The organism is Micromonospora sp. ABR4_055 (assembly GCF_056160425.1).
In genome coordinates, this window is record NZ_JBSWXD010000025.1 from 1 (window position 1) to 20,450 (window position 20,450).

At 70.6% G+C, this 20,450-nt stretch carries 19 protein-coding genes; 9 read left to right on the forward strand and 10 right to left on the reverse strand.

All coding sequences use genetic code 11. The annotated features are described in order from the left end of the window. The first annotated feature begins 106 nt into the window (after window positions 1-106). On the forward strand, window positions 107-1,735 hold the full coding sequence (locus tag ACXAHD_RS08955) for a glycosyltransferase family 87 protein (protein WP_281552326.1): 1,629 nt from the start codon (window positions 107-109) through the stop codon (window positions 1,733-1,735). Here ACXAHD_RS08955 and ACXAHD_RS08960 read toward each other — a convergent pair. Then, window positions 1,670-3,682: a procyclic acidic repetitive family protein gene (locus ACXAHD_RS08960; RefSeq protein WP_281552325.1), complete on the reverse strand. Its 2,013-nt coding sequence runs from the start codon at window positions 3,680-3,682 to the stop codon at window positions 1,670-1,672. The genes ACXAHD_RS08955 and ACXAHD_RS08960 overlap by 66 nt on opposite strands. Continuing rightward, window positions 3,679-4,470 carry a deoxyribonuclease IV gene (locus ACXAHD_RS08965; RefSeq protein WP_281552324.1) on the reverse strand — a complete coding sequence of 264 codons (792 nt, stop codon included), beginning with the start codon at window positions 4,468-4,470 and terminating at the stop codon, window positions 3,679-3,681. Before ACXAHD_RS08965 ends, ACXAHD_RS08960 begins: the two co-directional genes overlap by 4 nt. 152 nt (window positions 4,471-4,622) lie before the next feature. On the opposite strand from ACXAHD_RS08965, the gene ACXAHD_RS08970 reads away from it, so the two are divergent. The 5 genes from ACXAHD_RS08970 (at window position 4,623) to rplI (ending at window position 6,776) form a co-directional block, all read left to right on the forward strand. Next, the gene (locus tag ACXAHD_RS08970) at window positions 4,623-4,880 is read left to right on the forward strand and encodes a hypothetical protein (RefSeq protein WP_281552323.1); all 258 of its coding nucleotides are present in this window, start codon (window positions 4,623-4,625) and stop codon (window positions 4,878-4,880) included. Between the two features lie 242 nt (window positions 4,881-5,122). Next, window positions 5,123-5,413: a 30S ribosomal protein S6 gene (rpsF, locus tag ACXAHD_RS08975; protein WP_123606670.1), complete on the forward strand. Its 291-nt coding sequence runs from the start codon at window positions 5,123-5,125 to the stop codon at window positions 5,411-5,413. Between the two features lie 82 nt (window positions 5,414-5,495). Next, window positions 5,496-6,029 (forward strand): single-stranded DNA-binding protein, encoded by a 534-nt coding sequence (locus ACXAHD_RS08980; protein ID WP_281552322.1) that lies wholly within the window; start codon window positions 5,496-5,498, stop codon window positions 6,027-6,029. Window positions 6,030-6,072: 43 nt separating this feature from the next. Next, complete coding sequence (gene rpsR / locus ACXAHD_RS08985; protein ID WP_091551811.1) at window positions 6,073-6,312, forward strand: 30S ribosomal protein S18; 240 nt, start codon at window positions 6,073-6,075, stop codon at window positions 6,310-6,312. A 14-nt stretch (window positions 6,313-6,326) separates the two neighbouring features. After that, the gene (gene rplI / locus ACXAHD_RS08990; protein WP_281552321.1) at window positions 6,327-6,776 is read left to right on the forward strand and encodes a 50S ribosomal protein L9; all 450 of its coding nucleotides are present in this window, start codon (window positions 6,327-6,329) and stop codon (window positions 6,774-6,776) included. Window positions 6,777-6,847: 71 nt separating this feature from the next. Here the strand turns inward: rplI and ACXAHD_RS08995 are convergent, their stop codons facing one another. Together ACXAHD_RS08995 and ACXAHD_RS09000 are read right to left on the reverse strand one after the other, a co-directional pair. Next, the gene (locus ACXAHD_RS08995; protein ID WP_475049723.1) at window positions 6,848-8,110 is read right to left on the reverse strand and encodes a hypothetical protein; all 1,263 of its coding nucleotides are present in this window, start codon (window positions 8,108-8,110) and stop codon (window positions 6,848-6,850) included. Between the two features lie 80 nt (window positions 8,111-8,190). Next, the gene (locus ACXAHD_RS09000) at window positions 8,191-10,146 is read right to left on the reverse strand and encodes a hypothetical protein (RefSeq protein ID WP_475049726.1); all 1,956 of its coding nucleotides are present in this window, start codon (window positions 10,144-10,146) and stop codon (window positions 8,191-8,193) included. Between the two features lie 430 nt (window positions 10,147-10,576). Between ACXAHD_RS09000 and dnaB the strand changes: the two genes are divergently transcribed. Further along, window positions 10,577-12,919, forward strand: a complete 2,343-nt coding sequence (dnaB, locus tag ACXAHD_RS09005) for a replicative DNA helicase (protein WP_475049729.1) — start codon at window positions 10,577-10,579, stop codon at window positions 12,917-12,919. A gap of 83 nt (window positions 12,920-13,002) precedes the next feature. On the opposite strand, the gene ACXAHD_RS09010 is transcribed toward dnaB, so the two are convergent. The 6 genes from ACXAHD_RS09010 to ACXAHD_RS09035 form a co-directional block, all read right to left on the reverse strand. Then, window positions 13,003-13,371: a TFIIB-type zinc ribbon-containing protein gene (locus tag ACXAHD_RS09010; RefSeq protein WP_281552317.1), complete on the reverse strand. Its 369-nt coding sequence runs from the start codon at window positions 13,369-13,371 to the stop codon at window positions 13,003-13,005. 25 nt (window positions 13,372-13,396) lie between these two features. Continuing rightward, window positions 13,397-14,029, reverse strand: a complete 633-nt coding sequence (locus tag ACXAHD_RS09015) for a phosphoribosyltransferase (protein ID WP_475049733.1) — start codon at window positions 14,027-14,029, stop codon at window positions 13,397-13,399. A 97-nt stretch (window positions 14,030-14,126) separates the two neighbouring features. Further along, window positions 14,127-14,498 (reverse strand): fluoride efflux transporter FluC, encoded by a 372-nt coding sequence (locus ACXAHD_RS09020; protein ID WP_281552315.1) that lies wholly within the window; start codon window positions 14,496-14,498, stop codon window positions 14,127-14,129. Window positions 14,499-14,526: 28 nt separating this feature from the next. After that, a complete protein-coding gene (locus tag ACXAHD_RS09025; RefSeq protein ID WP_475049737.1) occupies window positions 14,527-14,952 on the reverse strand; it encodes a fluoride efflux transporter FluC in 426 nt (141 codons plus the stop codon). Further along, window positions 14,949-16,298: a glycosyltransferase 87 family protein gene (locus ACXAHD_RS09030; protein ID WP_475049762.1), complete on the reverse strand. Its 1,350-nt coding sequence runs from the start codon at window positions 16,296-16,298 to the stop codon at window positions 14,949-14,951. Before ACXAHD_RS09030 ends, ACXAHD_RS09025 begins: the two co-directional genes overlap by 4 nt. A 112-nt stretch (window positions 16,299-16,410) precedes the next feature. Then, the gene (locus ACXAHD_RS09035) at window positions 16,411-18,945 is read right to left on the reverse strand and encodes a putative bifunctional diguanylate cyclase/phosphodiesterase (RefSeq protein WP_475049740.1); all 2,535 of its coding nucleotides are present in this window, start codon (window positions 18,943-18,945) and stop codon (window positions 16,411-16,413) included. A gap of 483 nt (window positions 18,946-19,428) precedes the next feature. On the opposite strand from ACXAHD_RS09035, the gene moaC reads away from it, so the two are divergent. After that, entirely contained in the window at window positions 19,429-19,920 is a 492-nt protein-coding gene (moaC, locus tag ACXAHD_RS09040; RefSeq protein ID WP_289211707.1) for a cyclic pyranopterin monophosphate synthase MoaC, read from the forward strand. Then, the gene (locus ACXAHD_RS09045) at window positions 19,893-20,399 is read left to right on the forward strand and encodes a MogA/MoaB family molybdenum cofactor biosynthesis protein (protein ID WP_281555766.1); all 507 of its coding nucleotides are present in this window, start codon (window positions 19,893-19,895) and stop codon (window positions 20,397-20,399) included. The genes moaC and ACXAHD_RS09045 overlap by 28 nt, the downstream gene beginning before the upstream one ends. Window positions 20,400-20,450 lie beyond the last annotated feature (51 nt).

Genomic DNA, 20,450 nt, shown 5'->3' on the forward strand with positions numbered 1-20,450 from the left:
GACCAGGTCAACTGACCTGGTCACCGGCCGGCGCGGTAGTTAGCTGAACTCGACATGCCGGTCCTGGGCAGACGAAAGCAGGTCGAGTACGGCAGGATGCCTGTTCATGAGCGTGCACTCGCCGAACGGTATCGATGGAGTTGAGCGGGCCGAGCAACCCGGACCGGCCACCGCAGCCGAGGGCGAGACGGTCGAGCGGCCGCCAGTCGACCACCCGTCGCGCGCTGACCGGTTCGTCCGCGGCCTCTCTGAAGCGATCGGTGGTCCGCTGGGCCGGCACGCCGCCGGGCAGGACCGTGCCGCCGGTCGGCCCGGCCGGTTCTGGACCGCCGCCCGGATCGTGCTCGCACTGATCTGCCTCAGTCTCGCCGCGCACTGGGTGCAGAAGTCGCCCTGCATGGACGGTGCCTGGCAGGACAACGTCCAGTACACCCGGTTCTGCTACACCGACGTGCTCGCCCTCTACTACGCCGAAGGGCTCAACGAAGGCAAGATCCCCTACTTCGACCACCCCGTCGAGTACCCGGTGGTGACCGGCTACTTCATGGGCGTACTCGGGCTGCCGGTGCACGCGCTCGGCGCGGACCGGCCCGAGCTCAACCAGGCGATGTGGTTTTACAACGCCAACGCCCTGGTGCTCTGCGCGCTGGGGGTGGCCGCCGTGGCGGCGATCCTCGCCCTGCGCCGCCGCCGGCCGTGGGACGCCGCGATGTTCGCCCTCGCCCCTGCGCTGGTGCTGACCGCCACCGTCAACTGGGACATGCTGCCGATCGGGTTCGCGATGTTCGGCCTGTTCGCCTGGGTGCGGCAACGCCCACTGCTCGCTGGCGTACTGCTCGGCATCGGCGGCGCCGCCAAGATGTGGCCGCTGTTCCTGCTCGGACCGATCCTCGTCCTCGGCCTGCGGTCGGCCCGGATCCGGGCCACCGCCACCGCGATCGTCGCGGCGGTCGGCACCCTGGTCGCGGTCAACCTGCCGGTCTACCTCTTCGCCCACGACGGGTGGCGGCGGTTCTTCGAACTCAACTCCGAACGGCCGATCGACTGGGGAACGCTCTGGTACATCGGACGTTACCTGGACGGCAAGTGGGCCGGTGGCACGCCCGGCGACCAGGGCCCGTTCCAGTGGCTCAGCGACCACATTCCGACGTTGAACACCCTGTCGTACGTCCTGTTCGGTCTGGCCTGCCTCGGCATCGGCGCGTTGGGAGTGTTCGCGCCGCGCCGGCCCCGGCTGGCCGCGTTGGCCTTCCTGGTGGTCGCGGCGTTCCTCATCTTCAGCAAGGTCTGGTCACAGCAGTTCACCTTGTGGCTGTTGCCGCTGATCGTGCTGGCCCGGCCGCGCTGGGGTGCCTTCCTCGCCTGGCAGGCCGCCGAGGTCGGCTACTTCCTCGCCTTCTACGGGCAGTTGCTCGGCACCGCGACCGGCAGCCAGGTCATTCCGGAAGGGGTCTTCGTGCTGGCCGCCACGCTGCGGCTCGGCACGGTGGTGGCGCTGTGCGTGTTCGTGATCCGCGACATCCTCCAGCCGGAGCAGGACGTCGTGCGCCGCAACTACTCCGACGACCCGGACGGTGGCGTCTTCGACGGCGCGCCGGACGCCGGCTGGGTGCCCAGGGTCCGCCGCTGGTTCAACGACGAACGCGAACCCCGGTCGGCAGCCGGAGAATCACAGCCGGTAGACGACGGTGTCGCCGATGTCGACCCGGTCGATGCCGAGCCCGTCAACCGGTAGGTCGACGGTGGTCTGCCACGGCGTGCCAAGCACCTGGTCACGCCGGAGCACCACGGTGCGTACGCCCAGCTCCCGCAGGTACCCGATGCTGGACCGGTCGGGGAACGTCCGGGTGACCTCCCGTACCTCGGCCAACTGGTCCGGAGTGAAGCCGCTGCCGCCGTTCACCACCGGCTGGAACCGGGTCGTCGACCAGAGCATCACGTGCTGGTCGAGATTCTGGCTGCTGGGCAGCACCAGGATCGGACCGTCGTCGACCCGCATGATCTGCGGCTGCTCGGGCACCTCCGGGTGCGGGGTGACGTTCAGCCCCTCTACCAGGACCAGCAGCAGGGGCAGCAGGGTAGCCAGCCGCAGCAGCGCGCCGGGCCGTTCGGTAACCCGTTGCCGGGCGATGTCGTCGACTCGGCCGACGAACGCCGCCACCGCGCCGGCAGCGAGGATCGCCAGCAGCAGCGTGGTCCACAACATCATCCGGCCCGGTGTGCGAATCCCGTCCCAGCCGGGTACGTACTCGAAGAGCAGACCGTAGCTGTAGGTGCCGTCGAAGAAGCTGCTGCCCATCGCCAGGATCCCGGTGAGCAGCACCCCGGCGAGCAGCAACAACCGTTGCCGCCACGTCCAGATGGACAGCACCAGCCCGGCGAGCGCCAGCGCGTACAGCACGAAGCCGGGCAGCAGGGTCATCTCCGGATGCCAGGGCAGTGCCGCGCGGGCGTCGGCGTGCCGGTCGCCCCAGATCAGCGACTCCGCCGGCGCGGTGAAGAACCCGGACACCGGCGGCGAGTACGCGGCCAGGTCGTCCATGGTCCGGGCGGCGTTCGGGTGCAGCTCGGCGACCCGGAAGTACGGGATCGCCAGCAGCACCCCGACGGCGGTGAACAGCGCGCCGCCGGCCAGGTCGGTGAGCAGCAGTACGGCTCCGAACGGCTTCCGCTGCGGCCAGAACCAGGTACGCCGGACCAGGTACATGGCCAGTGAGACCAGGCAGATGACCGCCAGGATGTAGATGAACGGCAGTCCGATACCGAATCCGAGGCTCACCTGCCAGGCCGCGGTGAGCCAGCCGGCCAGCGCCCAGCTGACGCTGCGCCGCTGCGGTCGGTAGCCGTACCGCAGTGACCAGCCGTGCCCCCGGGCCAGCATGGCCAGCGCCAACGGGATGCCACCGTTGGAGACGATGTGCAGGTGCCCGGCCTGGGACAGCAGCCACGGCGCGTACGCGTAGCCGGCCGCACCGACGGCTGCCGCGGTCCGCCCGGTGCCGAGCTGGCGGATCAGCGCGTACGCGCCGAGCGCCGCCAGCGCGTGGGCCAGCACGAAGATGATGTTGTAGCGCAGGACCGCCGCTACCGGCCCTTCTCCGATCATGCCGGCGGGCGCGTAGCCGAGCAGGGTGTCGGAGAAGGCGAAGCTCCACGACTGCGGGTAGAAGGTGTTCGACTGCCACAGCTGGGTGGGGTCGGTCAGCAGGATGTGCCCGGACCAGGCCATCTGCCAGGCCTGCAAGGTCGGATCCCAGGTGTCCTGCGGGATCGTGTAGAGCGGGTAGCGCAGCGTGGGCCAGGTCATCGCCACCGCGACGACGAGCGCCGCGACGGTGGCCAGGCTCCATTCGTGGATCAGTACCCGGACGACGGCCCGCCGGGCCCGCACCAGCCGACCCGGCGGGCGTTGCGGCGCGGGACCGAACGCAGTGAACGGATCGGCAGGCGGCTCAGGCTTGGTTTCCGGCGGGTCGTCGGTCGGCTCAGGCTTGGTTTCCGGCGGGTCGTCGGTCGGCTCAGGCTTGGTTTCCGGCGGGTCGTCGGTCGGCTCGGCCTCCGGCCGGCCCGCTGTCGTTTCGTCGAGCTGTTGTTCGGTGCCGTTGGTCGATGCCGGGTCGGGGCGGACCGGGTCGGCCGTGCTGGCCTGGTCGCCGTCGGCGGCTGCTCGCTTGCCGGTCATCGGGTCGTGTCCTGCTGCCCCAGCCGATCACGCAGGAAGGCGATGTCCGCCGCCTGGCCGTCGGTGCCACCCGGAGTCTCGACGATGACCGGCGCGTCGGCGGATCGGATCACCGCGACGATCAGTTCCGGGTCGATCATGCCGGCCTGGAGGTTCTCATGGCGGTCCCGGCTGCTGTCGAAGGCGTCCTTGGACCCGTTGGCGTGGATCAGGTCGATCCGGCCGGTGATCGCCTTGATCCGGTCGACGATGCCGAGCAGATCCTCACCTGCGGCGTGGGCGTGGCAGGTGTCCAGGCAGAAACCCGGACCGAACTCGCCGATCGTGTCCCACAGTCGGGCCAGCGCGTCGAACCGTCGGGCGCAGGCGTTCTCGCCGCCTGCGGTGTTCTCGATCAGTACCGGAACCGGAAAGCCGCCCTGGTCCCGCGCATAGGCGAACGTCTTGCGCCAGTTGTCGAAACCCACCGCCGCGTCGTCGCCCCGGCTGACGTGGCCGCCGTGCACGATCAGACCCTTCGCCCCCACCTGGCGGGCACCGGTGGCATGGCTCAGCAGGAGCTTGCGACTCGGAATCCGGATCCGGTTGTTCGAGGTGGCGACGTTGATCACGTACGGAGCATGCACGTACCGGTCCACGTCCGAGCTGGCCAGCTGATCCGCGTCGGTGCGCGGCTGCGGGGCCTTCCAGCCCTGCGGGTCGGAGAGGAAGAACTGGACCGCGTCTGCCCGGCGGTCGGCGGCTGCGGTGAGCGGGTCGCTGGGGTCGACGTGGGCTCCGATACGCATGGGCCGAGCCTACGTGGCAAGCCTGACGATCCGGGCACCGGCGGTTGGTGCGACCACCGGTTCGTACCGGTGGACGTGGGCCGGCAGCCCGGCGAGCCGGTCGCGTCACCGCCGCCACCCGCGGTCGTTGCTCCGGGTAGAGAACCGGCCCGGTGTCTCCGCCGGTCGGCGCCGGCACCGACGTCTTCGTGCTGGGACCGGCACCGACGTTCGTGCTGGGAGAGTACGTGCCGATAGAACTGTCGCTCGCGCACGGTGTGGCGGCCTCCTGGCTCGCCGGTCTGACCGGACAAGATCATCCAATCGGACTATTGGCGCTCCTTGCGCTAATTGCCGTGATAGGCGTGTCTGTAGCGGCAATAAGGGTTATAGTTGTGCAACACGGGCAGAGGTTCAAGCACCTGCCCTGACCAGCGCACAACTGCACAGGCTCCGCGGGGCGCCTCACGTCCAACCTCGTCGGTGTGGTCGTTCCTCCCCAGGTCCCACCCAAAGAATGCGGACAGGGGGCGCCCCGCGGCTCGTACGCTCAGCCGGCTATTCTTGTCCGGTTACGTCGACGTCAGTTGCCTGACTGGTCGTCGGCGTCACGACGCTGGACCTCCTGCCACGGAAGGACCGTGGCCGTCAGCCCACAGGAGGTGAGTACGTCTTGCGTCATTACGAGATCATGGTCATCCTCGATTCCAGCCTTGAAGAGCGTACGGTCGCGCCCTCGCTCGACACGTACCTCAACGTGATCCGCACCGCCGGAGGCTCGGTCGAGAAGCTCGACGTCTGGGGCCGCCGTCGCCTCTCCTTTGAGATCAACAAGAAGGCGGAAGGCATCTACGCGGTCATCGATCTGCAGGCCACCCCGGATGCTGTCGCCGAGCTCGACCGCCAGTTGCGACTCAACGAGTCGGTGCTGCGCACCAAGGTCATTCGGCCGGAGACGCGCTGACCGCGTCCCACCGGTCCGCCCGACAGCCTTCGTCGGTCCTGTCACACGGCTCTGGCAGCCTGGTGACGAGGACGTCGACCGAGTGCGCGAGGAGATGGTCATGGCAGGAGATACCACCATTACGGTCATCGGCAACCTGACCGATGACCCTGAGTTGCGCTTTACTCCGTCGGGAGCAGCGGTCGCCAAGTTCCGGGTGGCCTCGACCCCCCGGTACATGGATCGCGCCTCCGGCGAGTGGAAGGACGGCGAGCCGCTCTTCCTTTCCTGCACGGTGTGGCGCCAGGCGGCGGAGCACGTCGCCGAGTCGCTCCAGCGGGGTGCCCGGGTGATCGTCTCGGGTCGGCTGCGGCAGCGGTCGTACGAGACCCGTGAGGGCGAGAAGCGGACCGTCATCGAGTTGGAAGTCGACGAGATCGGCCCGTCGCTGCGGTACGCCACCGCGAAGGTGCAGAAGATGTCCCGCTCCGGCGGTGGCGGCTTCGGCGGCTCTGGCGGCTCTGGCGGCGGTGGCAACCAGGGCGGCGGCTTCGACGACCCATGGGCCACGGCCGCGCCGGCCGCCTCGTCCGCCCGTTCGGGCGGCGGGAACTTCGACGAGGAACCTCCATTCTGATATGGCTTCCAACGCCCGCGATCGCAAACCAGGAGCACGAGCAATGGCCAAGGCTGCGGCACTTCGCAAGCCGAAGAAGAAGGTGAACCCGCTCGACAAGGACGGGATCACCTACATCGACTACAAGGACACCGCGCTGCTGCGCAAGTTCATCTCCGACCGGGGCAAGATCCGTGCCCGGCGGGTGACCGGAGTGACCTCCCAGCAGCAGCGGCAGATCGCCCGTGCGGTCAAGAACGCCCGCGAGATGGCGCTCCTGCCGTACACCACGACGGCCCGCTGAGCGGAGGCACCGATATGAAGATCATCCTCACGCAGGAGGTGTCTGGGCTCGGCTCCCCCGGGGACATCGTCGAGGTGAAGAACGGCTACGGCCGTAACTACCTGCTCCCCCAAGGGTTCGCGATCTCCTGGACCAAGGGTGCCGAGAAGCAGGTCACCTCGATCAAGCGGGCCCGTTCCGCCCGGGAGATCCGCGACCTCGGGCACGCCAACGAGGTCAGAGGTCAACTGGAGAGCCTGAAGGTCACCCTGACCGCCCGGGCCGGCGAAGGCGGTCGACTGTTCGGCTCGGTCACCCCGGCCGAGGTCGTCGACGCCGTCCGTACCGCTGGTGGTCCGGTCCTGGACCGGCGGCGGCTGGAACTGCCCGGCCACATCAAGTCGGTCGGCACCTACCCGGTGAAAGTCAAGCTGCACCCGGACGTCACCGCCAAGTTCGACCTCAGCGTGCTGCAGGCCCGGTAGCTCCGGCAGGCACAGCGCGCGAGACATCCGGCTCAGGGGTCACACCAGACGGTGTGGCCCCTGAACCATGTTCAGCGCAAAGTGCTGGAGACGACGACCGGATCCCCAGACCCGAGGTAGAAGATGCCCGGGTAGCCGGCGGTGGCGAAACCGTGACTGGTGTTGCGGCGCAGCACTGAATCTGTCAGTTCGAGCGTGCCGGACCGGTCGTTGCTGACAAAGAAGATGGCCCCGCCACCTTCCCGCGCCTCGTTGTCGGCGATGACGGTGCCGGCGATGGAGACGGTGAACCGGTTGCCGTCGGCGTAGATCGCCCCGCCACTACCGCCGCCCGGGGTGCCGGGCTTGGCTGGATTCGCACCGTTGCCGGTCGCCGAGTTGTGCGTCAGCACACTGTTCAGCACGGTCCACGAGACACCGATGCTGCTCAACGCTCCGCCGTTGGCACACACCCCGCCGTCGCCGGGCGCCCCGCCGAAGGTGCTCTGCACCACGTACACCGGCTGGTCCTGCCACTGGTCCAGCACCCGGATCGCCGCGCCCCCGAGGTCCGGTCCGGTCGGGTCGCAGCGGTTACCGACGAACCGGGAGTTGACCACCCGGAACTGGCCGCCCCGGACGAAGATTGCGCCGCCGCCACCACCGTCGACCTGCTCACCGGTGGAATCGCCGTCGGCGAAGGTCAGGTTCTGCACGACCAGTTCGGGATGGTCCTGATCGTTGCAGTGCGAGGTGGTCCAGCCCTGCGCCTCGTCGCAGGTGTTCATGTACAGAATTCGTCGTTGTCCGTCGCCGCTGAGGGTGACCAGCCCGCCGCCGTCCAGCACCACCTGCCGACTGGCCGCGTTGCGGACCTTCGCCGTCCGGTCCATCGTGATCACCACCGGCTTAGGCCCGCAGGCGAAGGTGATGATTCCGCCGGCCGCGACCGCTTCGACGACCGCCTGGGAGGTGCAGCTGGCCGACGTACCGTCGCCGATCGTGCGGGTCGGCCGGCTGGTGTCCACCGCGCGGGCCCGCGCCGGCACCTGAGCTCGTCCGTCGGGGTTGCCGGCTGCCGGACCGGCCACCGGCGGCCGGTCGGGAGCCTTCGACGGCATCGGTGCCGCACCCAGCCCCGCCGCGCCGGACGGTGGTGGCGTGCCATCCGACGGGGTAGCGGCCGGCACGGCGGTACCGGACGACGCCTCGGACGGCGCCCCGCTGGCAGTAGGGCCGTCATCGACCGCAGCGTCGTCGCCGGCCGCGCCGCACCCGGTCACCAGCACCGTCGCTAGTACGGCGAGCAGTGGCCCGGTCACGGTCAGGTTGATCCTCTGGCTGCGGCTGAACACCGGTCGATCCTAGGAGCACGGCACCCGCGACGACCAGCGCGAACAGTCGGGGATCCGGGACCCGCCCGGTAGATCCGGCGTCAGCCGATCGGTTGGCCGGTGATAGCGCTGGCGAGTACGGTCGACATGCCGCCGCCGATCACCGCCGCCGCCAGGCCGACACTCGAGGCGCGCCACGTGCCGCTGACCCACCTGATCGTCACCGCCAGGACCAGCGAGATCATCAACGCGTACGCGAAGGCCGGAGCAGCGGCCAGTAGCGAGTTGATCGCCTGTGCCCGAGCGGAGAGGCAGTCGCCGTCCACCCCGAGAACGCAGTCGTTGGTCGCCGGGGTGCCGTCCAGGGTGAGGCTCCAGATCAGAAACGCCACCACCGGCAGGGCGTACCAGGCAGCCGTGTACAGCAGCGAGGACAGATAGCCGCCCTGGTCGGCGTCGATCAGTTCGTCGTCGATCCGGTACGTCAACCGCCGCTGCGACGGGGGCTCGTACCGCGGCCGTGGTCGTTGCTCGGGCAGCACCCGGGAGCGGGGCGCGCTCGGCAGGGCGATCGGTGACCGGGGTGCCGAAGCCGGCGTCTCCACCCACCTGGGGTCGTCTGCGGCCAGCCGGGTCCCCGACCAGAAGGTGCCTTCCCGGCCCGGCTCGACCTGCGGCCACGGATCGACCGGCGGAAGGACGTCGGCGACGTCGGCGACGTCGCCGACCTCGGCCGCGCGTCTCTTGCGCGCCCCGGTGCGGCTACCGGCCGGCCAGCTCTCCGGGTCGTCGCCCCGGTGCCACTGATCGGTCTGGTCGCCGATCTCGCGCCAGCTGTCGACCGGTTCCGGGCGGTACGCCCCGCGGCCCAACTCCCGGGCCCGACGGGTGGGCGGCTGCGCCGGGCCCGCGCCGATCGCCCGCGGCGAGGACGCGGCCCGCGGCCAGGTGCCGGTCTCGTCGGTGAACTCCCGCCGGGGCGGTTCGATCTCGCGGCGGGCCGGCCGGTCCCATCGCCCGGCCTGGTCCGCCTCTCGCGGCCACCCGCCGGTGCGCTCGGCACCTCGCGGCCACCCGCCGGTGCGCTCGGCACCCCGGGACCATTCGCTGGTGTGGTCGGCACCCCGGGACCATTCGCTGGTGTGGTCGGCACCCCGGGACCATTCGCTGGTGTGGTCGGCATCCCGGGACCATTCGCTGGTGTGGTCCGTCGCGCTGGACCATCTGCTGGCGGGCTCGTCGTCGCGTAGCCACTGCGCAGCGTGGTCGTCGTCGAGGCGACGCCGGATGTCGTCGCGGTCGCGCCGTCGGCGACCGGGCCGGTCAGCGTCGGACGGCTGGCCGCTACGACGAGACGATCGGCGACTGCGGCCGCCGTAACCCTCCCGGTCACCAGGGTCACCTGGATCACTCGGCGGCGTCGACCATCGAGCTGGCGCGCTCGACCAGGTCGCGGGCGGCGCGGTGGCTGGACCGTCCGGGTCGAGCGGACCTGCGCCCGACACCGGACCGGAACGACTATCGGGCGGCTCACGCCGCCAGCCCGCCGAATCGCCGGACACCGGGCTGCCGGAGATCGGGTCCTCGGCCGCGCGGCGCCGGCCCGGTGCCCGCCGAGGCCGGTCCCAGTCGTGGGCGTCGATCTCGGGCCCGGCCGCTGGCAGCGCCGGACGGTCACGGGACCGACGGCCCCGTACCGGCTGCTCAGGAATCTGCCACGATTCGTCGCGGTGCCGCCCGGCGTGGCCAGCCGGCGGATCCCGATGGACCGGCTCACCTGTTGGCGGGGTCGGGCCGGCGGGCAGCGCCCACCGGTCCGTAGCCGGGCTGCCCCGGTCGGCCTGGTGCCGCGCACTGTCGCGTCGGTCCTCGTAGCGGCCGCGTCGGTCCTCGTAGCGGCGCCGGCCGCGTGGTGCCTCGTCATCCTCGGTCGGGTCGTAGCGCTGCGGTCGACGAGAGCGTGTGACCGGGTCGGTATCGGTGTCGTCGGGCCACCGGGCAGCCGACCGCCGCTCGCGTGGAGGGCGGTCGCCGTACTCCCACTCCCGGTAGTCCACCGCCGGAGCCTCGCCCCTTCGCTATCGAGCCGTGATCGGCTGGGCCGGCGAATCAGTTCCCGCCCGATAGTAGCCGGTAGCCCGGCGGGCAGCCCGGTGCAGATTATTGTCCACCGGCTGTGGATCGAGAAGTCCCAGCTCAGAGGGCTTATCGCCGGCTTGGCGGCGAGTTTTCCACAGGCTGTGCACAAGGTTGTGCACAGCCTGCGCCATCCTGTCCACAGCTTGTCCAGAGGTTCATCCACCGCCGTGTTTGGGCATGCCGCCGCAAGTCCGTATCGTTTCCCGGAGCCCTCCCACGCCGATGCGACGCCCCCCGGTCGCCCGGTCCCTGGTGGGCCGACCGCAGGTCGTCGACGACGCACGAGCAGACGATGTCGTACCCGCGCAGTTGACTCGCGGCAGTGATGTAGTGAAGGGGGGCGCCCGGATGTCCATCACGGACGACCTGCAGACCGAGCCCCGGCCACCGGCCCGCCCGACCGGCCCGCCCGGCCCACCGGTTAAGCCACCCGGTCCGCCCACCGGCGGTGAGCCCTTCGACCGCACGCCGCCCCAGGATGTCGCCGCCGAACAGTGTGTCCTCGGCGGAATGCTGCTCTCCAAGGACGCCATCGCCGACGTCGTGGAGATCCTCAAACCGCATGACTTCTACCGCCCGATCCACGCCACGGTCTTCGACGCGGTGCTGGACCTGTACGGGCGAGGCGAGCCGGCGGACGCGATCACCGTCTCCGCCGCGCTCGCCAACTCGGGTGACCTCGGCCGGATCGGTGGTGCGCCGTATCTGCACACCCTGATCGCAAGCGTGCCGACTGCGGCCAACGCCTCCTACTACGCCAGGATCGTGGCCGAGCGCGCGGTGCTGCGCCGCATCGTCGAGGCCGGCACCAAGATCGTGCAGCTCGGGTACGGTTCGGCCGCCGGCGGTGGCCGGGACATCGACGACGTCGTCGATCTCGCTCAGCAGGCGGTATACGACGTCACGGAACGGCGGGTCAGCGAGGACTTCGCGGTCCTGGCCGACATGCTGCAGCCGACCCTCGACGAGATCGAGGCGGTAGGTGCCCAGGCCGGCATGATGACCGGGGTGCCCACCGGGTTCACTGACCTGGACCGGTTGCTCAACGGGCTGCACCCCGGACAGTTGATCATCGTCGCCGGCCGACCCGGCCTCGGCAAGGCGTTGGCGCTGGACACCCCGCTGCCCACCCCGACCGGCTGGACCACCATGGGTGAGGTCGTGGTCGGTGACCGACTACTCGACGCCACCGGTCGACCCACCACGGTCGTCGGCACCTCTGCCGTCCTGCTCGGCGGGCGGTCCTACCAGGTCGAGTTCTCCGACGGCTCGGTGATCGTCGCCGACGGTGACCACCTCTGGCAGGTGACGCATCGGCCCGCCGTGCCGGTACCGGTAGCGGCCGGCGCGGCGCTGGCTGCTGTCACCCCGGTGCCGGTCTCGGCCGCTCTGGCGTCGGCCGGCCGGTCCGGGCCACGACCGGCCCAGTCCGCACCTGCACGGTCCACCCAGGTACTGACCACCGAAGAGATCCTGGACCTGCTCGACCGGTCACCAGCGGAGCGCCCCGAGGTCACCGTCACGAACTGCCACGCCTTGGCGCTGCCCGACCGCGACGACCTGCCGGTGCCGCCGTACCAGTTGGGGGTCGATCTTGCCGGTGGTGACCCGGCTGCCGACCACCGCCAGGCCGACCGGCGAATCCCCGACGCGTACCTGCGCAGTTCCGAGCGGCAGCGGCGGGCGCTGCTGACCGGCCTGTTGGACACCGCCGGCACCCGCAACCCCGGCGGGCTGGACGAGTACCGGACCACTTCGCGTCTGATGGTTGAGACGGTACGCGAGTTGGTGGCGAGCCTCGGTCTGCACTGCTCCGTGTCGGCAGGCACCGTCCAGGGCCGGATGACCTCGCCGTCCAGCGTCTACACGGTGACCATCCACACTCATGACGACCAGCAGCGACGGGTCACCTCGATCCGACCGGTCCGCAGCGTGCCGGTGCGCTGCGTCACCGTGGACAACCCTGACCATCTTTATCTCGCCGGCCGGACGATGATCCCGACGCACAACTCGACCGCATCGATGGACTTCGCCCGCAACGCGGCGATCCGGGCCGGCCACGCCAGCGCGATCTTCTCGCTGGAGATGAGCAAGGTGGAGATCGTCATGCGGCTGCTCTCCGCCGAGGCGAAGGTGCCGTTGCATGTCCTGCGCTCCGGCCAGCTCTCCGACGACGACTGGACGAAGCTGGCTCGTCGGATGGGCGAGATCAGTGAGGCGCCGCTCTTCGTCGACGACACGCCCAACATGAACCTGATGGAGATCAGGGCCAAGGCGCGGCGGCTTCGGCAGCGGCACGACCTGAAAATGATCGTCGTCGACTACCTGCAGCTGATGACCTCACCGAAACGCACCGAGAGCCGTCAGCAGGAGGTCGCGGATCTGTCCCGTGGGCTCAAACTGCTGGCCAAGGAGGTCGAGTGCCCGGTGATCGCGGTCAGTCAGTTGAACCGTGGCCCGGAGCAGCGTACCGACAAGCGGCCGCAATTGTCTGATTTGCGTGAGTCGGGGTCGATCGAGCAGGACGCGGACGTGGTCATTCTGTTGCACCGAGATGACTACTACGACAAGGAGTCGCCTCGGGCGGGCGAGGCGGACTTCATTGTCGCCAAGCACCGTAACGGGCCGACCGACACGGTGACTGTCGCCGCCCAGCTGCACCTCTCCCGGTTCGTCGACATGGCGATCTGAGCCACCTTGCCCGGGACGGCCGCCGCGCTGCCGGCCGCGCGGCGGCCCGGACCAGCGCAGTTCCGGACCGCCGGGGAACAGGCTCAGTCAAAGAGCTGGTTGAGAAAGCTCTTCTGCCGCTTGTGCCGGTAGTGTCCGTGGTAGCCGTGGTGCCCGTACGCGGGAGCCGGCGGGTAGGCCGGGGCCGGCGGCGGGTAGCCGGGCTGATGGTGCACCGGCGGTGGCGGCGGAGGCGGCGGATAACCGCCGGCCGGACTCGGTGCCGGGCGGGGTGGTTGACCCGGCTGCTGGCCGCCGGCACCACCGTTCCAGGCTGCCTCCGCGTCCAGCAGTCGCTCCAGCTCGCCCCGGTCCAGGAAGATGCCGCGACACTCGGTGCACTGGTCGACGGTGATCCCACTGCGCTCGTACTGCCGCATGGCGCCGTGACACTTGGGACAGTTCATCTGCATGACTCGACGGTACCGGCTCCGATCCTCACCTGCCGACTGGCAACGCGGCGACCTCGTCGTCGGACACCTGGTGGAAATCCTGGTAGTAACGACCGACGGCGCGAAAGTCCGTCGGTCGCAGGGGGCAGACGACCTCGTCGACCACGGCTTGGAGCGTGGCGATCGCCTCGGCCGAGCCGACCGGCACCGCCAGCACCACCCGGTCCGCACCGAGGCTTCGACTCACCGCGACCGCCGCCCGGGCCGACGCGCCGGTGGCCAACCCGTCGTCAACCAGGACGGCGGTCCGGCCATGTAGGTCCAGCGGCGGCCGGTCGCCCCGGAACAGCTGCTCGCGGCGGCGCAACTCAATGGTCTCCTCGGCGGTTATCCGGGCGATCTGTCCCGGGTCGAGCTGGTCGGCGATCTCCGGGTTCAGCACCCGCACCCCGCCCGGCCCGATCGCGCCGAAGGCGACCTCGGCCGCCGACGGCAGGCCGAGTTTGCGGATGACCAGCACGTCGTACGCCACGTCGAGCTGGTCGGCGATCACCGCCGCGACCGGTGCCCCGCCCCGCAACAGCCCGAGGGCGACAACGTCCGGTCGTCCCCGCAGCTGCGCCAGCTGCCCGGTCAGCTGCTCCCCTGCGTCGCGGCGGTCCCGGTACTCCATCTCCATGTCTTCAAGGTGTACGCCGTTTCCCGCCCGCCCGCCGCGCGGTCGGCGGATTCCACACCGACGGTCGGCGTCACCCTTTCCACACCGACGGTCGCCGTCACCCGGCCAGGATGTCGCCGGCCAGGCGGCCGACCAGTAGCGCGGCGAATCCGGCCAGCAGGGTTCCGGTGGCGTAGCCGGCGGCCGTCCAACGCTCCCGGCCGGAGCCGCCGGCCAGCTGGACCACCTCGTAGGCGAAGGTCGAGTAGGTGGTCAGCGCGCCGCAGAGGCCGGTGGCGAGCAGCCGGGCCGGCCAGCCGCCCCCGGCCAGTCCGGCTCCGGCGAGCAGGCCGATCAGCGCGGCCCCGGCCAGGTTGACCAGGAAGGTGCCCCAGAAGCTGGGCCGGCCGAGTCCCACCACGACCCGGTCGGTGAGGTAGCGAACCAGCGCGCCGACCGCCCCGCCGCACATCACCAGGAGCAGACTCATCCCGTACCTTCCGAGCGGTCGGGGCTGGTCACCGGACCCGCCGCGCGAGCCGGTCGGCGAGCGGCCGGGCCGTCGCGCCGCCGAGCCAGACCGCGCCCAGCGCGCCCACCAGGGTGCCGAGCGTGTAGCCGCCGGCCAGCCAGGGCCGTCCGGCGGCGAGCAGGTCGGCGACCTCCAGGGTCTGGACCGAGAACGTGGTGAAGCCGCCGAGTACGCCGGCACCGAGGAACGGCCGGAGCAGCCGGTGCGGCCGGGGCACGGCGGTGACCACCCGCATCAGGACACCGATCAACGCGCATCCGACGAGGTTGGTGACCAGGGTCGGCCAGGGCGGTCCGGCTTCGACCGGGCCCGGCCAGCCGGCGGCGATGCCGAAGCGGGCGGCCGCCCCGACCGCGCCGCCGACTGCTACCGCGGCGAGGACCAGCGGTGCCGTCGATCCCCGGGGCATCATCGGCCTGGCCCGTACGGCGGCAACGGCTCGTCACGGTCCGGCGCGAATGCCTGCGCCTGCACCTCGGCGACCCGGAGCACGGGGACCCAGCTGAACAGGGCGACCGGGTAGAGCAGGTAGCCGAACCGGGTCGACGGCAGCAGCAGCGTCGCGGCCAGCAGGCCGAGGCCGCAGATCAGGGCCGCCGCGGCGGCGGTTCGCGGCGGCCGGCGGACCAGCCGTACCGCGATGGCCAGCCCGACGGCCAGCAGCAACCCGCCAGCGACGATCCGCCCGCCGGGCATCCAGGTGGAGATCAGCATGCCGGGCAGCGGCGAGGCAGCCGGACTGGAGACCATGCCGGCACCGAGTGGGAAGCCGAGCACGTTGTGGATCAGCGCGGCGTGGTCGACCACCGCCACCGGCACCAGGGCGAGCAGCGGCAGGGTGATCCCGCCAGCCGCGACCCGCCCCACGGCCCGTCGATCGCGGGTGGCGGCGTGGCAGAGCAGCACCAGCAGGATCGGCCAGGCGAACAGCTTGAGCGCGGCCGCCGCGCCGATGGCCGTCCCCGCCGCCGCGTACCGGCCGCCGGTGCAGAGCACCAGGGCGAGCAGGGCGAGGGCCAGCACCGGCAGGTCGTCGCCGCCGGTGCTCATGGCCAGCGCGGCGATCGGCAGTACGGTGCTGAGCTGAGCGGCGCGCACGAGTACCCGATCGCTAGCTGGGCCGGCACGGCGGCGCGCCAGGGTGAGGGCCGCGGCCAGGGCGGCGACGGTGGCGACGGCGAACCAGATCCGGGCGTCGGTCCACCAACCGGTGCCGGCCAGCGCCCGGGGCAGCCCGAAGATCGCCATCCCGGGCTGGTACGGCAGGTAGCCGAGCAGCCGTTCGTCCGCCGGCAGCGCCGCGATCTGCTGTTCGGACAGGTACGGGCTGCCGTCGGCGAGTAGCCGGGAGGCGCCGCCGTCGTCGACCACAACCACCTCTTCCTGGGCCCGGTCGGTGCGTCCATCGGCCCGCTGCTCGGCCTGCATGACCAGGGGCACCGCGACCACCGCCGCCCAGGTGACTCCGGTCAGCCACGCGCGGGCGGCGCCGCCGGTCAGCCACGTCCGGGTGGCCCTGCCGGTGGGCTGCCAATCGCCGGTGCCGCCGCCGGTCAGCCGCTGGCGGGCCGTGCGTCGGACGGCGAGTTGGCCGACCACGACGAGGGCGGCGGCCGCGTATCCGACAACGGCGACGGCCCCCCAGGCTCGGTGTGGGGCGAGAGTGGAGGCGACCGCCGTGACTGCCGCGAAGGCTGCGGAGAGCAGATAGAGCGTCAGGTCGCCGACGAGGCCACCGGCGCCCCGGTCCAGTTGCAGCCAGCGGCGGGCGGCGGCAGCCCGCCACCGCCGGGCCGGGCCAGCCGGGCGGCGCTGGCGAGCTGCGGATCCGGCCGCCGTGACGGTCACGCCGGCAAGTCTGACAGAACGGTCAGGCTGGCAGGTGCGGTACCTTCTCGTTCCGGTGCCGTTGGCCGGCCCGGCGGGTCTGGCCGATCCGGATCACGGCGCCTTCGTCGTGCAGTGGACTGGCCAGGTTGCCGGGGCGGCCGCCGGAACCGCACTGCAGCGCGGTGAGCAGCCGGTGGGCCGGCATCGGTCGGGCGAACAGATGTCCCTGACCGGCGGTGCAGCCGATCGTCCACAGCGCGCGACGCTGTGGCTCGCTCTCCACACCCTCGGCGACGACGGCCAGGCCGAGGCTGCGGCCGAGGTCGACGGTCGACCGGACGACGGCGACCGCCTCGGAGGAGGTCTCCATGCTCATTACGAACGAACGCGCGATCTTGAGCTCGTGCACCGGCACCCGGGACAGCATGGACAGCGACGAGTAGCCGGTGCCGAACTCGTCCAGGGCGAGCCGTACTCCGGCGTCGCGGAGTTGGCCGAGCACCTGGTCGACCACTTCGAGCTGGCTGAGGGTGAGGGTCTCGGTGAGCTCCAGGATGAGCCGGTCGGGCGGGACGTCGTGGGCCTGCAACCGGGCCAGTACGGCACCGGGGAACCGCCGGTCGAGCAGGCTGCGCGGGGACAGGTTGACCGCGACCGGCAGCGCGAAGCCGGCTTCGTGCCAGGTGGCGGCGGCGATCAGGGACTGCTCCAGGACCGCGTCGGCGAAGGCGGGGAGCAGACCGGAGCGTTCGACGGTCTCCAGGAAGCGTTTCGGGTCGAGACGCCCCCGGTCGGGGTGCTGCCAGCGGGCGAGCGCCTCGGCGGCGATCACCTCCCCGGTGCCGAGGTCGACGATCGGTTGGAAGTCGACGTTGAACTCGTGCTGGGCGACCACCCGACGCAGGTCTCCGCCGAGCGCCAGCCGACCGACGTCGGCGGTGTCCCGGCTGCGGGCGTAGACGGCGGTCCGGCCGCCGGACCGCTTCGCCTGGTACATCGCCACGTCGGCGCGGCGCAGCAGTTCGGCCATTCCGCCGCTGCCCGGTGCGACGGCGATGCCGCCACTGGCCTCGACGTTCATCCGCATGCCGTCGAGTTCCATCGGTTCGCAGATCGCGGCGAGTAGCGCGTCCGCCCGGTGCGCGGCGATCGCGGGAGCCGGCAGTGTGGTCAGCAGTACGGCGAATTCGTCGCCGCCGAGCCGGGCGACCAGGTCACCGGGCTGCACGTTCGCGGACAGTCGCCGGGCGACCTGGATCAGCACCTTGTCGCCGGCGCCGTGGCCGAGCGTGTCGTTGATCTCCTTGAAGTGGTTGAGGTCGACGAGGAGCAGCGCGGTGATCCCGCTGGTGCGCCGGCTGCCGAGCAGTTCGACGCCGTGCTCCATCAACCGGCGCCGGTTCGCCAGCCCGGTGAGTTCGTCCTGTGCGGCCTCGCGGGCGTGCCGTTCGGCGACCTGGTTCAACTGCTGGTAGAGCGAGGCGTTGCGGACCGCCGTGCACAGCGCGGACGCGAAGGTACGCAGCGTGTAGTGCTCCCGGTCGGAGAACTTGACCGGCCCGGTCAGGCAGAGCCGCAGGGTGCCGACACTGAGGGTGCTGCCCGGACCGGCGAGCGGTACGGCGATCACGGTCCGCATGTGCGGGGTGGGGGCGCTGCCGGTGGGGCCGTCGTACTGCACACCGTCGCTGTTGCCCTGGACCAGCCGGGCAGGTTCGTTGAGTTCGACCTCGACCCGGTCGGTGGAGAACAGGTCGGCGGCCTGCACCACAGCGATGGACAGCACCGCGTCGAGGTCGACGACGTTGAGCGCGTCGGTGGCCCGGGCGAGCCGCTGCCAGGCCTGCTGGTCGTCGCGGGCCCTGGCATGTCCGGCGTAGGCAAGGTGGATGCAGAGCACGACCGGTGGGATCGTCACCAGCAGCCACTGGTCCGCCTTGAGGATCAGCAGGATGGCGACGATCAACGGGAACCGGATCACCGCGCTGGAGACCCGGAGTCCGAGGTTGTGCCGGAAGATGGCACAGAGCCCGGTTCCGGTGGCGCGGGCGATGACCGGGATGGTGAGCACCTCGTCGAGCACGACCGCCACTACATATGCGGTGACGAGTGGCCCGAAGAACGCCGCGCTGTAGATCGCCAGCTCCGGATCCCAGTTCAGCGTGTGCAGGCCGGCACCAGCGGCGGCGGCGACGAGCATGTTCTTCGCGACGGCGAAGATCGCCTTGATCCGGGCTATCCGTTGCACGATCATCGCGAGGCCGACACCGAGGCCGGTGCAGAGCACCACCAGGGTGGCGGGTGCCACCGCGAGTCCGACCAGGATGGCGACTTCGCTCCAGGCGATGGCGTGGGCCGTCGACCGGATACGGACGAACCATTTTACGGTGACCCCGACCGCGGCGAGGAAGACCAGGGCGGCGACGAGCGCCAATTCGTCGGGAGTGCTGACCAGTGACCCGGCGACAAGGTAGAGCGACGAGGCGCCGACGGCCACCGCACAAACGGCGACGAGACCGACGAGCAGCACCAGCTGCCGATCGGTCTCGTTGTCGCGTCGAACTATGCGGGTCACACCCGTTCCTGATCTTGTTGCGCTGCGTGTCCCGCAGAACTACTGCTCGTCATCGGTAGACGACAGTATCAGTACCATTCGTTGCTGCGCATGCTCTTCCCCTCCACTCGATTGGGCAGTTGTTGCTGCCGGCTCTTGCTGACAGGAGAACCATAGAGTTGCGATATGGCACTTGCATACGGATAAATGTCCATATGCGCATGATTAGTGAAGATGGCGGGAGTTTGTCACCGTTGGTTATTGATCGCCGACGGAATGCACTCGAACAGGTTCGCTCATAACCTTATGGATTCCTTAGGCATGCACGATTTGAGAGCTGTGGTAGGTATCCGCGAAGGTAATCCGGAAGTGCGGCTCGGTGGAGAAGTTGGGAGGTGACATCCGGGCCGGCAGGTCGCCGGTACCACCGGCCCGATGCCAACTCTGCCGCCAACCGTGGCGGTCGAGCCAGGGCCGACTGGTCTGCTCGATAGGCTCGTTCAGGTGACCGAGGTACCGAACCTGACCCATGTCGATGAGACAGGCGCCGCGCGGATGGTGGACGTCACCGCCAAGCCGCCGAGCGTCCGCCGTGCCGTGGCAGCGGGACGACTGCGTACCACCGGCGAGGTCATCGAACTGCTGCGCCGCGACGGCCTACCCAAGGGCGACGCGCTGGCCGTCGCCCGGATCGCCGGCATCATGGGTGCCAAGCGCACCCCCGACCTGATCCCGCTGTGCCATCCGATCGCGCTGCACGGTGTGGTCGTCGACCTGGCGCTGACCGCGGACTCCATCGAGATCACCGCGACGGTGCGGACCGCCGACCGGACCGGGGTCGAGATGGAGGCCCTCACCTCGGTCGCCACCGCCGGGCTGACCCTGATCGACATGATCAAGGCAGTCGACCCGGCCGCCGTGCTGGACGACGTCCGGCTGCTTTCCAAGGAGGGCGGCAAGACCGGCGACTGGCACCGCCCGGCGGGCCGGTCGTGAGCCCGCATGCCCGGGTGGTGGTCGCCTCCAACCGCGCCGCCGCCGGCGTCTACTCCGACACCAGCGGTCCGCTGCTGGTCGCTGGCCTGCGTGACCTCGGCTGCCAGGTCGACGAACCGTTGGTCGTCGCCGACGGCGAACCGGTGACGCAGGCGCTGCGCCGGGCGGTCGCCGACGGGGTCCATCTGGTCGTGACCAGCGGCGGCACCGGAATCACCCCTACCGACCGCACCCCGGAGGCGACCCGCTCGGTGCTCGACTACGAGATCCCGGGGATCGCCGAGGCGATCCGGGCGGTCAGCCGGTCGGCGGTGCCGACGGCAGCGCTGTCCCGGGGCATCGCCGGGGTTGCCGGTCGTACGTTGATCGTCAACCTGCCCGGCTCCACCGGCGGTGCCCGCGACGGCCTGGCCGTGCTCGGGCCGATCCTGCGCCACGCACTCGACCAGTTGGCCGGCGGCGACCACCCCCGCAGTTGACGCCACCGCACCCCGGCCCGGTCGACGCCACCGGCACCCCCGGCCGTGGCC